General features: G+C 30.0%; 12 protein-coding genes and 1 pseudogene. 4 read left to right on the top strand and 9 right to left on the bottom strand.

Translation table 11 applies throughout. From position 1 onward, the window contains the following. Positions 1 to 696: pseudogene (locus tag Q0C58_RS05880) on the top strand (inorganic phosphate transporter); the annotation flags it as partial. Positions 697 to 761: 65 nt separating this feature from the next. Here the strand turns inward: Q0C58_RS05880 and chrA are convergent. Continuing rightward, complete coding sequence (gene chrA, locus Q0C58_RS05875; RefSeq protein ID WP_290698769.1) at positions 762 to 1,886, bottom strand: chromate efflux transporter; 1,125 nt, start codon at positions 1,884 to 1,886, stop codon at positions 762 to 764. A 235-nt stretch (positions 1,887 to 2,121) separates the two neighbouring features. Between chrA and Q0C58_RS05870 the strand changes: the two genes are divergently transcribed. Then, positions 2,122 to 2,853 (top strand): OmpA family protein, encoded by a 732-nt coding sequence (locus tag Q0C58_RS05870; protein ID WP_366841361.1) that lies wholly within the window; start codon positions 2,122 to 2,124, stop codon positions 2,851 to 2,853. Positions 2,854 to 3,193: 340 nt separating this feature from the next. On the opposite strand, the gene Q0C58_RS05865 is transcribed toward Q0C58_RS05870, so the two are convergent. From Q0C58_RS05865 to Q0C58_RS05850, 4 genes are all read right to left on the bottom strand, one after another. Next, positions 3,194 to 3,889: a hypothetical protein gene (locus Q0C58_RS05865; protein ID WP_290698767.1), complete on the bottom strand. Its 696-nt coding sequence runs from the start codon at positions 3,887 to 3,889 to the stop codon at positions 3,194 to 3,196. A gap of 422 nt (positions 3,890 to 4,311) precedes the next feature. Further along, positions 4,312 to 6,105 carry a ribonucleoside-diphosphate reductase subunit alpha gene (locus Q0C58_RS05860; protein WP_290698766.1) on the bottom strand — a complete coding sequence of 598 codons (1,794 nt, stop codon included), beginning with the start codon at positions 6,103 to 6,105 and terminating at the stop codon, positions 4,312 to 4,314. A gap of 1 nt (position 6,106) precedes the next feature. Beyond that, the gene (locus Q0C58_RS05855; RefSeq protein WP_290698765.1) at positions 6,107 to 7,381 is read right to left on the bottom strand and encodes a ribonucleotide-diphosphate reductase subunit beta; all 1,275 of its coding nucleotides are present in this window, start codon (positions 7,379 to 7,381) and stop codon (positions 6,107 to 6,109) included. 580 nt (positions 7,382 to 7,961) lie between these two features. Beyond that, complete coding sequence (locus tag Q0C58_RS05850) at positions 7,962 to 8,528, bottom strand: DUF3109 family protein (RefSeq protein ID WP_290698763.1); 567 nt, start codon at positions 8,526 to 8,528, stop codon at positions 7,962 to 7,964. A gap of 244 nt (positions 8,529 to 8,772) precedes the next feature. On the opposite strand from Q0C58_RS05850, the gene Q0C58_RS05845 reads away from it, so the two are divergent. Together Q0C58_RS05845 and Q0C58_RS05840 are read left to right on the top strand one after the other, a co-directional pair. Continuing rightward, positions 8,773 to 9,354 carry a MarC family protein gene (locus Q0C58_RS05845; RefSeq protein WP_290698761.1) on the top strand — a complete coding sequence of 194 codons (582 nt, stop codon included), beginning with the start codon at positions 8,773 to 8,775 and terminating at the stop codon, positions 9,352 to 9,354. 90 nt (positions 9,355 to 9,444) lie between these two features. Beyond that, on the top strand, positions 9,445 to 9,642 hold the full coding sequence (locus tag Q0C58_RS05840; RefSeq protein ID WP_290698759.1) for a hypothetical protein: 198 nt from the start codon (positions 9,445 to 9,447) through the stop codon (positions 9,640 to 9,642). A gap of 50 nt (positions 9,643 to 9,692) precedes the next feature. Here the strand turns inward: Q0C58_RS05840 and Q0C58_RS05835 are convergent, their stop codons facing one another. From Q0C58_RS05835 to Q0C58_RS05820, 4 genes are all read right to left on the bottom strand, one after another. Next, positions 9,693 to 11,294, bottom strand: coding sequence for a S41 family peptidase (locus Q0C58_RS05835; RefSeq protein WP_290698757.1), 1,602 nt, complete (start codon positions 11,292 to 11,294; stop codon positions 9,693 to 9,695). Between the two features lie 14 nt (positions 11,295 to 11,308). Further along, positions 11,309 to 11,740 carry a dCMP deaminase family protein gene (locus tag Q0C58_RS05830; protein WP_290698755.1) on the bottom strand — a complete coding sequence of 144 codons (432 nt, stop codon included), beginning with the start codon at positions 11,738 to 11,740 and terminating at the stop codon, positions 11,309 to 11,311. A gap of 177 nt (positions 11,741 to 11,917) precedes the next feature. Beyond that, a complete protein-coding gene (locus Q0C58_RS05825) occupies positions 11,918 to 12,508 on the bottom strand; it encodes a HupE/UreJ family protein (protein WP_290698753.1) in 591 nt (196 codons plus the stop codon). A 107-nt stretch (positions 12,509 to 12,615) separates the two neighbouring features. Further along, entirely contained in the window at positions 12,616 to 13,446 is an 831-nt protein-coding gene (locus tag Q0C58_RS05820; RefSeq protein WP_290698770.1) for a DMT family transporter, read from the bottom strand. Positions 13,447 to 13,488 lie beyond the last annotated feature (42 nt).

Below are 13,488 nucleotides of genomic sequence, written 5' to 3'. Positions count from 1 at the left end.
GACGAAGACAGCTTAAAAGAAACAGGTAGTAAATCTGTACAAGGTGTTATTCATGAAAGTGCAGTAAACATCTCGAATGTTGTAAAACGAGGAAATCTTATTTACACAAATGCTGTAAAAGGTTTAGCTAAACAAGATTTAAAGTTACTTAAAAAGAATAAAAAACAAGTAGATAAATTATCTTCGGAAGTAGATGACCTTAGAGATAACATCTTTTATTTTATTAAAAATCTTGATGAAACAAGTTTAAGAGCCAGTAACTTTTATATTAATATATTAGGATACTTACAAGACATGACACAGTCTTTAGAGTACATTTCTAAAGTAAGCCACAAACATATTAACAACAACCATAAAAACCTTAAGTTTAGTCAAATTAAAGAACTTAAAGAAGTTGATGATGTATTAGAAACGTTATTTAATGACACAAAAGCAGCTTTCGATTCGCGTTCATTTGAACAAATTGGAGCTATTATTAATCGTAAAAAAGAGATGTTCGATTTAGTAACTTCAAAAATTGTAAAACAAGTTGCACGTACAAGAACTGAAGAATCTAGCCCAAAAAACACAACATTATACTTTAGCTTATTACTTGAAACTAAAGATTTATTAACTGCTACAATGAATTTATTAGAAGAATATCACAACTCTTTTGATAGTGATGTAAAACCAGCTACTATTACAGAAACTGAGTAGTAAATTATAGTTTTAATTTATTTAGAAAAGCCATCATTTAATATGATGGCTTTTCTGTTTTAAAATTATAATAATTTAATTAAAACAAATCCTAATACAGAGCCTAATACAATAACCCAAATAGAACTTACTTTAGTTTTAAAAACTAATACAGCAGAACCAATAGCAATAACTACAGCTTTCCAGTCTAGTAAAGTTTCTTTTGCCATTACAATTAAAACAGCTAACATAATTGCAACTGCAGCAACATTAACTGCATCTAAGAAATAACGTAAAATCTTAGATTTCCTCATTTTAGGAATAAAAGGATTAAGTATTAACACAAATAAAAACGAAGGCAAGAATATTCCAGTCGTAGCGGCTAAAGCTCCTGTAAAGCCTGATAATTGGTAGCCAATAAATGTGGATGTAGACAATACTGGTCCTGGTGTAAACTGGCCAACGGCAATAGCGTCTATTAACTCTGCTCGTGTTAGCCAACCACATGTTACTAATTCTGCATCTAAATAAGCAAACAACACATAACCACTTCCATACAAAATAGCACCTACCTTTAAAAATACCCAAAATACATTTAATGCAGATATTTTAGTTAACGAAAAACCTAAGCCAGACATTAAGAAAAAAGGCGAAAGGTTATTTAAATTCCCTTTTGTTTTTTCTTTTAAATAAAAATATAACGTTCCAAGAACACCAGCTGTCAATAAAGCAAAAACCTCGTTAACACCCAACAAACTAGCTGTTAATACTAATACTCCAAGAATAATAAGCGTTGTTGTTCTTGCTGCTTTTTTTCCAAGTTTTATAACAGCAGAAGCTATAATTGCTAATACTGCTGGCTTTATACCAAAAATAAAAGGAGCAACTTCTGGTAGTTGTCCATATTCAACATATAAATACGCTAATAATCCTGTAATAATAATTGCTGGAAAAATAAATGCGATACCAGCAACAAAAAGTCCTTTTTTACCTGCACGTTCATAGCCACAATGCATAGTCATTTCTGTAGAATTTGGTCCAGGAATTAAATTAGTTGTGCCTATAAGGTCTAAAAAATAATCGCGCGTCATCCATTTACGCTTTGTTACTACCTCATCTTCCATCATTGCAATATGTGCTGCTGGACCACCAAAGGCAAAACATCCTAATTTAAAAAAAACGAGAGCAACTTCTTTAAGCTTACTATTCATTATATACTTTATAATTTTAAGAGTATCAATATACTTAAAGTATTAAAGACAAATAAAATTAATTTAAAAAAGTCTACAAATAAAATATTAACGTATCTATATTAAATCTAAAACTTAATTATAACTATTAAAAAAACAGTTATTGTATTACTCTCTTGTATCATTCTAACCAGTTGTGTCTCTAAGAAAAAATTTTTGGCTCTAGAACAAGAAAAGGGAAAAAGCTATTAGTGAATTGACAAAAACACAAGTAGAAAAAGAAGCGCTAGAAGCTAAATTTGCCAAAATTGAATCTAGAGTTGAGACTTACAATTCTAAAATAAACTCTTTAGTGCAAGATAATGAAGGACTACAGCTTGAAAATAGTACCAAATTAGATATTTCACCTGATGGAACAATAGCTTCAAAATTGACTAAAAAGCAAATGCGAGCAACGTTAACAAAAGTGGACTCTTACAAATTAAGTCAAGCTAGAACACTTAAAGACTCGATGATTTTAGCTATAGAGTACAGTTTAAACCGTGTAATAGATACTAGTTCTTTGAATGAAGATGAAGACATCGCTTTAAATATTAACGATACTGTAGTAATGATTTCTATAAGCGATAAAATGTTTTTTAAAAGCGGAAGTTATAAAGCTAATAACATTTTACAGAAACTTGCAGATGTTATTAACTCTGAACCTAGTATTGATGTCATGGTAGAAGGTTATACAGATTCTAGAACCATTAACACTGCTAAAGTCGAAGATAATTGGGACTTAAGTGTTTTAAGAGCTACTTCTGTAGTAAGAAAGTTGCAAAACGATTTTAGTGTTTCGCCTGAAAAATTAATAGCGTCTGGTAGAAGTAGTTATCAACCTTTAACAGATAATGAATCTAAAGAAAGTCGCTCTAAAAACAGACGTACTAGAATAATTCTCCTCCCTAATATTGACAAGTTTTTTGCCTTAATGGCAGCAGATTAATACTATATATTTAATGCAAAAGCATCCTTTTCAGGATGCTCTTTTTAAGAGACTATTTTCTCCTAGTCTCTTTCACAGTAGTTGCTGGATGTTTGTCTGCATACTTCTTAGTAACATACTCTCCAGTCTTAGCACTTCTGTGCCTAGTTATTCTAGCTTTTTTCGCCATAATAATTAATATTTTAATTAAACAATATGAAAATTCTTTTATGCCTAATCATTTTATATATTTGAGCTCTCAAAATCAACTAATAAAATATTAGGTTCTGGACAGAAGTTTCTTTTTTCCAGATTTAAACTTTTATTTAAAGCGCATCAATTTAATTGAAGCGCTTTTTATTTATGCAGCATTCCAAATAGATTTAACCTCCTGACAGATAAACTCTATATCGTTGATTACTTTAGGAAGGTTATTTGGTGTTGAAATCACTCTATCTCCAAATACATCGATCGATAAACAAAGTTCCTCCAGAACTTCTTCACCATCCTCTGCAACAACCTCTTTAAGATACTTATATATCAAACTTGAAACATATCGAGATTGTTGATTATTGAAAATGTTATTTTTTGATATATGTACTTTGACTGCTCCTATATAAACTTTATCATTTATTTTAAGTCTGTATATAACATCTGGAGATATAATAATTTCGACTCCACTAATAATTATAGATTTAGAAGGAACTTTTTTTATTATTTCATTTGGCACATCTTTGAGTAGTTTAGGTAATTTAATATTCACAAATCGCCTCAAAGCTTCTAATGAAACTTGCCTATTAGCAATTTGTCTTGGCATTTCAGGCTTTCTAAGCTTCAGCTCTTCAATACCATTTAAAATTGGCTCTAAATCACAATTAGTTGAAATTGCTTTTCTTATTCTAGCTTTTGGTAATTGATACCAAGCAACCATGAATTTACTTGGTTGTTTTTGTTGCTTAATGATTCTCCTTTTACCAGCTTCTGTAGCATTAGAAAATGCTGCTAATTGATTGATTGAAAGCACATAATCGCTTCCTCTTTTATTTAAATTTGACATGTTTATTGTTTTTTACAAATTATATTTGAAAATTATTTTGGTTTAAAACCCTTATTTTATGAGCTCTAAGCTATTCTAAATTTTAAACAGAAACATTTGTCTTGTCAGATAGAAACTAATTTTGTTTCTTTGAAGAAAGTAAGAGATTTTTTTAATCTCATATTTTTTAATTACAAAATAGGCGTCGGAACCAATTATTGTAAAAAAGACAAGAAGGGATGTTTCATTATGTCCCTTTTTCTGTACTTATCTTCAGCGTATTTCATTATTTATTCATTCTTTTTTTATTTTTTTAACACTTAAGTTGCTAATAACAAGTATTTTAATTAACAATTTTATATTTCAATTTGGCACTAAAAAAAGTGCCTTGACTTGTTCTTTCAAGGCACTTCTATATTTTATTTTTAATAAACTTTCACTAATTACCCTTCACAACTAGCACATTCTTTCTTTTGCTTGAATTTTTGAGCAGCATTCATACTGTGTTGGTAGTACAAAGATTTTACGCCTAATTGCCAAGCTGTAACATATAATTTATTAATGTCTTTAACTGGCATATCTGGATGCACCATAATGTTTAGCGATTGTGCTTGATCGATATGGTTTTGTCTGTTTGCTGCCTGATAGATAATTGTCATCTGGTCTATTTCAGAATAGGTTTTAAACACATCTTTTTCGTGTTCTGTTAAGCCTTCTAAATGTTGTACAGATCCATCATAATCACGAATACTTTTCCAAATAGCAACAGTATCCATTCCTTTCTCTTTTAATAACTCTAATAAATAAGGATTTTTAATAGTCACTTTTAATTTAGCGATATCCTTAACATAACTATTAGACCAAATTGGCTCGATACCTTGCGATACTTGACCTAGAATAAAGGCTGATGATGTTGTTGGTGCTACAGCATTTAATGTTGTGTTACGTCTTCCATATCCTTTTAACACTTTTGGCTCACCAAATAATGTTGCTAATTCTCTTGATGCTTTTTGAGACTTTTCTTCAATTGTTTTAAATATTTCACTATTTAAATTAAAAGCTTCTTGACTGTCGAAACTTAACATTTTAGATTGTAGTAATGAGTGCCATCCTAAAGCTCCCATTCCTAAAGCTCTATTTTCTTTAGCAAAGTTATAAGCTTTCTCCATGAACATAAACGTTTGTCTATCGTCTCTATCTGAAGAATCTCTATATGCTTCTAGTTTAGTTACAAACTCTTCTAAAACAGCATCTAAAAAGTATACCATTGTTTCTACAGCATCTGTATCTTTCCACTTATCGTAGTGTAATAAATTTACTGAAGATAATACACATACAAAAGACCACTCTTCGTTTGTAGGTAACATAATCTCAGAACATAAGTTACTTGCGTAAATCTCATGACCTTTGTCTTTATATACATCTGGCGCAGCATTGTTAGCATTGTCTTTAAAGAAGATATAAGGATATCCTATTTCTCCTCTACGCTGTAATACTTTTGCCCAAATAGCTCTTTTATCTGCATCACCATCAATCATTTCTTGCATCCACTCGTTCCCAACAGTAACGCCATGTGTTAGCTCTTGAATTGGGTTTCCTTCTGTTCCTATTTCTAAAAACTCGTGAATATCTTGGTGATCTATTGGTAAATATGGAGAAAAACGACCTCTTCTTACAGAACCTTGACTTACTACATCTACCATTTTTTCAAACAGTTGCATAATGTGTACAGCTCCAGAAGATTTACCATTATTTTTTACTGGTGCACCTCTATGACGTAATTTCCCGAAATAACCAGAAGTACCACCTCCTAATTTAGACATCATCCCTACTTCAGACTGTGTGTATAGAATATCTCCCATATCATCAGAAATGTGTGAACCAAAGCAACTAATTGGTAAACCACGTTTTTTTCCAAAGTTAGACCAAACTGGTGAAGCTAATGAGTAATAGCCTTCTGCCATATAGCCATAAAACTTATCTGCGAAACCGTCGATTTTTAAAATCTCTTCAGCACGTTCTGCGATTTCTCTAATACGTTCTTCTGGGTTTGTACCTTCCGTTAAATAACCAGATTCTAAAAATTTACGACTATTTTCTGTTAACCATTTAATCTCTGGTTGCTTATTAGCCTCTTTTCTAGCTTCTTTTCTAGCGTTAATTAATTCATCGTAGTTAGAGGCTTTTGCTTCTTGACTTTGATTTACTTCGGTGTTTGATTTTGTTGTGTTGCTCATATTAAAATAGGTCGTCTCCGGTTACACTTTTTTGTCTTTTTGCATAGTTAATTGAACGTTTTACAAAGAAATCTCCGTGTTTAGTTCCTATAATTTCGTCATCGAACCATTCGGTTTCAACTACTAATGCTTCATTTATGTCAAATACTTTTTCTATTCCAATGCTTTCTAAAGAATTATTAAAACGGTTTTTAATAAATTCATTTATAACATCTTTTGGTAAGAAATCTAATTCTCCTGCTTCAAAAATCCAATCGATTATATTACTTTCAGACTCGAAAGCTTCTCTACACATATCTTGTACTTGAGTTGCATGTGCTTTATCGAACCATGTTGGGTTTTCAGTTTTAATAATTTTAATAATATCTATTCCAAAATCTCCGTGTATTTGCTCTTCTTTAGAAGTTGCCTCAACAACATTAGAGACACCTTTAAGCATGTTTCTATGTTTGTTAAAAGCCATAATTATTAGAAACTGAGAGAATAAAGACACGTGCTCAATAAATAAAGAGAATAATAAAATAGACTCTGCAAATTCTTTATTGTCTTCGCTTTTGGCATTTTTTAAAGCCGTTTCTAAATACTGTACACGACGCATTATTACTGGCTTCTTTTTTAGATGCTTAAACTCATTGTTTAATCCTAAAATTTCTAATAAATGAGAATACGCATCGTGGTGCCTAACTTCACTTTCTGCAAAAGTTGCACCTACAGAACCTATTTCTGGTTTTGGCATTTTATTATACAAGTCTCCCCAAAAACCTTTTACTGCAACCTCAATTTGAGAGATTGCTAGCATTGTGTTTTTAATAGCATTTTGCTCTACAATAGTAAGTCTTGTTTTAAAATCTTGAATATCGCTTGTGAAATTAAACTCTGAATGAATCCAGTAAGAATGCCTAATAGCATCTACATATTCGTTAAGTGCTGGATATTCGTATGGTTTTAAGTTAATACGCTTTTCAAAAATATTTGTTTTTCTATTTCTAGCTTGTTCGTCTCTGTATAAAATATAGGCTTTAGCAACATCATGAAATGCGCTTTCCATTAATTTTTCTTCAACTAAATCTTGAACCTGTTCTACTGTTGGTAAATATTTACCATCTATTATTTTACGTTGCGTTAATGTTTCTAAAACAGTGTTAGAAATAGCATGCGCATCTTCTTTAGTACCATTACCAACAGAAAGCATTGCTTTTTCTATGGCATTGGAAATTTTATTTAAAACAAACGGACTTGTTTCGTAATCTCTCTTTAAAATTTTTGTAATCTCCATAAGTAATCAATTAAATAGCTGTTTATCCTTTAGAATTCATTTATTCTAAAAAACATTTGTAAAACATGTAATATTTTTTCCTTCTAAAAGGAATAAAAAAGATGTTATTTAGGAAAAAAAATGATTTACTATATCTTTTAGAATTAACTTAAGACAGTAGAAAAACTACTTTATTTTACCTTTAACAAATATTGTTAATTGTACTTAAAAATGAAAGGGTATCGTATAAACGTTGTCAACAAGTTTTTAACAACGTAGTGTTTACCTTGTCTATCAACGAATTTCATACATTTTAAATAACTACTTGATTTTTAAGTATTTAAAAACCTACATGTGACGTTAGAAGCAATAAAATAAGGGATGTTGATTATTGTAAATTTTACTTTTTATTTGGTAAATTTATTAGTTTTATAACCTTTTGTTGTGTTGAATAAGTTTTTTATTAGCAATAAAAACTTATGCAAAATAGTATTAGGCTTGAAACTAAAAAAAAGAAAGCAGTATTTAGAAAAAATGCAATAAATGAAGTAACAATACAAACTAAAGCAACTATCTATTTCTGCAAAAAAATAACTTAATACTATTTCATTGTCGCAGCCACTTTTTCTAATTCGGTGTACCAATCTTCTCCAAATTTTCTAATAAGCGCTTCTTTTACAAATTTATAAACTGGCACTTGTAATTCTTTACCTAAAGAACAGGCGTCGTCGCAGATTTCCCACTTATCGTAATTAACGGCAGAAAACTCTGTATACTCTTTTACTCTAATAGGATATAAATGGCAGGACACAGGTTTTTTCCAGGTTACTTCACCTTGATTATAAGCTTCTTCTATAGCACACAACGCTGTGTTTTTTTTATCGAAAATAACATAAGCACAATCTGCTCCATTAATTAATGGTGTTTCTAACTCACCAAAAGCTGTTGTTATAGAAGTACCTTGCGCCTCGATAACGGCAATACTTTCTGTTCTTAAAAAAGGTTTTACTTTTGGGTAGATATCTTTAAGTGTCTGCGCTTCCTCTTCTGTTAAAGGTGCTCCAGCATCTCCATCTATGCAACATGCTCCTTTACAAGCCGATAGATTGCACACAAAGTCGTTTTCTATAATAGCTTCAGAAACTATTGTTTTACCTAATTGAAACATATTTGTTTTGAGTATTCTTAATTTAATCTTGAATGGGTTACAAAGATAGCCCGAAATTTTTCAATTAAATTAAGAATAAAATTTAGTAGAAATTTAACCTTAACTTAATATTGCAATTCTAGTATTTAAGAGTACTTTTGCCGAAAATTTAATAATAATCGTTTTAACTGCTACAGTTAATTATTTATAAAATATTGAAGACCAACACAAAAGGCTTCTAAAAAAAAAACAAGAATACAACGTTATGAATTTTGATTTAAAAGAGATATTTACGGTATTTATGGTTCTATTTGCTGTAATAGATATAGTTGGTAATATTCCAATAATAATCGATTTACGAAAAAAAGCAGGACATATTCAAAGTGAAAAAGCTTCAATAATAGCAGGTGTAATTCTAATTGCTTTCTTATTTCTAGGAAAAAGCATCTTAAACCTTATTGGTATAGACGTTAGTTCTTTTGCTATTGCAGGTTCTTTTATCTTATTTTTTATTGCTCTAGAAATGATTTTAGGTATTACATTATATAAAGACGAAGACACAAACCCAATGACTGCTTCTGTTTTTCCGCTGGCTTTCCCATTAATTGCAGGACCAGGAAGTTTAACCACTTTACTATCGCTTAGAGCAGAATTTGAGACAGAAAACATAATTCTAGCTGTTTTATTAAATGTGGTTGTTATTTATGTTGTACTTAAAACATCTAAAAGAATTGAACGCTTTATAGGACAAAACGGAATTAATATTATTAGAAAAGTTTTTGGTGTTATTTTATTAGCAATAGCCATTAAGTTATTTGCACACAACGTTAAAATTCTTTTTGCTTAAATTTGTAATATAAAATGCATTTGCTAAAACGTTATTATTATAATTAATAGTAAACAGCATTTAATAATTAAAAACAATAAATATAGACACATGAAAATATTTACACTCATTCTTAATATTATTGCTGTTGGTCTAATAATATACAACATTACTATGCTAAATTTTGAAGCTCTTTTTCAAGATAAGAGTATGATTGCTGTAATTACTATAGTGGCTTCGCTTTGTGCTATTATGTTGCTTCAAATTTTAAGAATTTCTAAAAAAATTGAACAAAAAAGTAGAGTATAGTTCTTTTAAAGAATAGAAAACTTATTAAGATTCAAGATAAGGTTTACGTATTAATCTGTAAAATCTTTATTAAAACTTAGGTTTATTATTTTGTTAACCATAGTGTCTTTTATATTTAAAACTTCTTCATAGGCACCATTACCAAAAAGCTGATCTGCGAGTGCTGCTTTTATATAGTGCTTGATTTCTTCTTTATAGGTAATAAAAACAATATTGGTACTTCGTTTTTCGTTTAAATAATCTTGAAAATCTTCAACCACTTGGTCTGTTACTTCAAAAGTAACTATAAAGTCTTGTCTATTAATGTCCTTAAAAATGGTTCTATCCTTTTCTAAATGTTGGAAAGCAAAATTGTCTATAAAACCACGACGTTTTAGAAAAACAATAGTTTCGTTTTGCATACTTGCATCTAGAGGCACAAAAACGTCTGGTATTATTCCACCACCACCATACACTATTTTACCTTTTGGTGTGGTAAATTTTAAGGAATCTGCAACTTCAATTTTTTCAGCATCTACTAATTCTCCTCTACTAATTCTAGAATAATAATCGTCAAAATAATCTCTATTTCCCTTACTGTAAGCACGTTGAATAGAGCGTCCTGTTGGTGTATAATATCTTGAAACTGTTAATCTCACTGCGCTTCCATCTCCTAATTGCATTTCACGTTGCACCAAACCTTTACCGTAAGAGCGTCTACCTACAATAGTACCTTTATCATTATCTTGTAATGCTCCAGCAACAATTTCACTTGCTGATGCAGAATTCTCGTCTATTAAAACATAAACATGTCCGTTTTCAAAAGAGCCGCTTCTTGTAGCAAAACTTTTATCTATTTCACCTCTCTTATCTTTTGTAAAGAGTATGAGTTTATCATCTTCTAAAAACTCATCAACTATACGTTCGGCAACGCCTAAAAAACCACCAGGATTATCTCTTAAATCTAAGGCTATTTCTGTAGCTCCAGCTTTTTCAAGTGTAGTTAACGCTTTTTTAAATTCTTTATAAGTAGATTCTGCAAAGCGATTAATTTTAATATAACCTAGCGTTTGGGTTAGCATATAAGCTGCATCTACGCTTACAATAGGAATATCACCACGTGTTACTTTAAAGGTTAAAGGTTTGGCTTCTTCTTTTCTAATAATTCCTAAAATAACATCTGTATTTTTTTTTCCTTTTAATTTTTTTACTAAATCTCCATTGCTTAAATCTCTACCAAAAAGTGAGTCTCCATCTGCAGTAATAATACGATCTCCTGCTTTTAAACCTGCACGTTCGCTTGGTCCATTTTCTATAGTTCTAATAACTGTAATAGTATCTTGATGCGTGTTAAAATTAATACCAATACCTACAAAGTCGCCTTTCATGTTTTCGATAACGCTTTGCATATTTTCTTTTGGAATATATACCGAATGTGGATCCAGGTTTTTTAAAATACCATTAACCGTAACATCTACAATACTGTCTGTATTTACATCTTCTACATAGTCATGGTCTATGTAATCTATAAGTCTGTTAAGTTTGTCTTTTTTACTGTTTGATGTAAAAAGGTTGTCAGACGTATCATTAAAATCTAAAGAACCACCAATAAAAATACCAATCGCAATTGCGACGCCTAAAAGTAGAGGCAGGTATTTTATTTTTAATTTCATAGATAATATTCTTTTTAAGCTTTTAAATCTTCAATTTTAACAATTTCAATACCAGCTTTTTCTAAGAATTGTAAGCCAGAATCGTCTTTATAACCTTCTTTATAAACCACACGTACTATTCCTGCTTGGTGTATTAATTTACTACATTCTTTACAAGGTGATAGTGTAATATATAACGTTGCACCTTTACAAGATTGTGTAGAGGACGCTACCTTTAAAATAGCGTTAGCTTCAGCATGTAAAACGTACCATTTTGTGTAACCTTCGTCGTCTTCACAATAGTTATCGAAACCTGTTGGTGTGCCATTAAAGCCATCACTAATAATCATACGCCCTTTTACTATTAAAGCACCTACTTGCTTGCGTTTACAGTGCGATAATTTTCCCCATTCTTTGGCTATTCTTAAATAGGCTTTATCGTATTTTAATTGCTTAGTTAGTGACATATATTAGGTATTTTAGATTTTTTAATGTTGAAAAACCCGAGCTAAATTAAGTGTTATTTTAAATAAATAGGAACATAGAAAAATCTAGCGTATGTATTACACTAACAACGAAGATAGCGTGTTAGTATTTTAATTACAATTCAATTAATGAAGATTTATGAAAACTTTATAGATATTCTACTTTAGTAGCGGACTACTTAGTAACATAGGTATTACTAGTCCTACCACTATTGCAGATATTACCATAACCCAATCACGTTTTGTAAATCTAAAAACGGTTTGTGTTATGTACCCTAAAAACAACACGATAAAAACTATTATTATTTGCGCTATTTCTATTCCTAAAGCAAATTCAATAAGTAATAATAGCTTATTACCCTCTACTCCTACAAGTAAATTAAATTCTCTAGCAAAGCCTAATCCGTGAACTAGACCTAAAAATAAAGTTGAAATAAACAGTATACCTACTTTTTCTTTTTGTGCACCTTTACCTGATGTAAAAATATTAAAAAGCGCAACAATTAAAATAGTTATTGGAATTAAAAACTCTACAATGTTTCCATTAATTTTTACTGCTGCATAAGTAGATAGTATTAATGATAATGTATGACCAACAGTAAACATTGTTACTAATAAAAACACACGCTTTCCGTCTTTAAATAAATATGGGACAGTTAATACTATTAAAAATAATACGTGGTCGTAAGCACCAATATCGAGTACGTGGTTAATTCCATACTGTACGTTAAACCATAAATCTTGTAGCATTTTTAATTAAATTTTATGTGTTGTAAATATATAATAATAAAGAGAAAGCATCAACTTTAGAATGAGTGCCTTTTATTATAATACACTATATTTACTTATTATCTAGCCTAACTATTAGGTTGTTTAAGTGCTTTGGTTGTTTTTAAACTATTTAATGTTAATCCCAAAATAATTAGTAAAACACCTGCCAGACTTAGAATAGTATAAATTTCTTTAAACCAAACTAGGCCTATAATAATAGTAAAAATAACTTCTAAATATTTTAATGGTGCTACTTTATTAGTTTCACCTACTTGCATAGCTTTAGTCATATACAACTGGGCAAAATAGCCAAACACACCTAAACTTAAAAAAACAAACCACTCTTTACCTTGTGGTGTTATCCAATTATTAATCGACAAAATACCTCCAATAATTACCGAAATAAACATGAAATAATTAACAACCACAACTGGATGATCTTTATTACCAATTTTTCTAATAATTACATATACAAAACCAGCAAATATGGCAGAAAACAAAGCATAAAGTACACCTTCTATCTCCATGTTAACATTAAACCCTTTTACTATTAAGACACCAAAAAATGCAATACCAAAAAATAACCATTGGGAGTTTTTTATTTTTTCCTTTAAAAAAAAAATAGCAAAAATGGCTGCAAAAATTGGCGCGATATATCGTATGGAAACCGCTGTTCCTATTGGGATAAATTTAATTGAAAGAAAAAACAACGTCATTGAAACTACGCCAAATAAACTTCTAAATACTAGTAGTTTTCTCTGGTTTCCTAACAAAGATATTTTATTTTTTAATAAAAATGGAATAGTAAAAAAAAGCGAACCTAAAGCTCTAAAAAAAACAATTTGATACACAGTAAAGCTATCTAATATTTTAACAAATACATTTAAAAGTGTAAATGCTAAAGCACTAATAATCATGTATTTTATTGCTTGTTTCAAATTTTAAGTTTTATAAAAATT

Origin of the sequence: Lacinutrix sp. (assembly GCF_023299985.1) — a bacterium.
Lineage (GTDB): Bacteria > Bacteroidota > Bacteroidia > Flavobacteriales > Flavobacteriaceae > Lacinutrix.
The sequence above is the reverse complement of the archived record's forward strand: the minus strand, read 5'-3'. Positions and strand labels throughout refer to the sequence as shown.

Bases quoted from the DNA above. Each gene is read 5' to 3' on its own strand.
- Q0C58_RS05860 (WP_290698766.1), bottom strand. From the start codon at position 6,105: ATGAGCAACACAACAAAATCAAACACCGAAGTAAATCAAAGTCAAGAA.
- Q0C58_RS05820 (WP_290698770.1), bottom strand. From the start codon at position 13,446: ATGATTATTAGTGCTTTAGCATTTACACTTTTAAATGTATTTGTTAAA.
- Q0C58_RS05835 (WP_290698757.1), bottom strand. From the start codon at position 11,294: ATGAAATTAAAAATAAAATACCTGCCTCTACTTTTAGGCGTCGCAATT.
- Q0C58_RS05840 (WP_290698759.1), top strand. From the start codon at position 9,445: ATGAAAATATTTACACTCATTCTTAATATTATTGCTGTTGGTCTAATA.
- Q0C58_RS05855 (WP_290698765.1), bottom strand. From the start codon at position 7,381: ATGGAGATTACAAAAATTTTAAAGAGAGATTACGAAACAAGTCCGTTT.
- Q0C58_RS05850 (WP_290698763.1), bottom strand. From the start codon at position 8,528: ATGTTTCAATTAGGTAAAACAATAGTTTCTGAAGCTATTATAGAAAAC.
- Q0C58_RS05845 (WP_290698761.1), top strand. From the start codon at position 8,773: ATGAATTTTGATTTAAAAGAGATATTTACGGTATTTATGGTTCTATTT.
- Q0C58_RS05825 (WP_290698753.1), bottom strand. From the start codon at position 12,508: ATGCTACAAGATTTATGGTTTAACGTACAGTATGGAATTAACCACGTA.
- Q0C58_RS05830 (WP_290698755.1), bottom strand. From the start codon at position 11,740: ATGTCACTAACTAAGCAATTAAAATACGATAAAGCCTATTTAAGAATA.
- Q0C58_RS05865 (WP_290698767.1), bottom strand. From the start codon at position 3,889: ATGTCAAATTTAAATAAAAGAGGAAGCGATTATGTGCTTTCAATCAAT.
- chrA (WP_290698769.1), bottom strand. From the start codon at position 1,886: ATGAATAGTAAGCTTAAAGAAGTTGCTCTCGTTTTTTTTAAATTAGGA.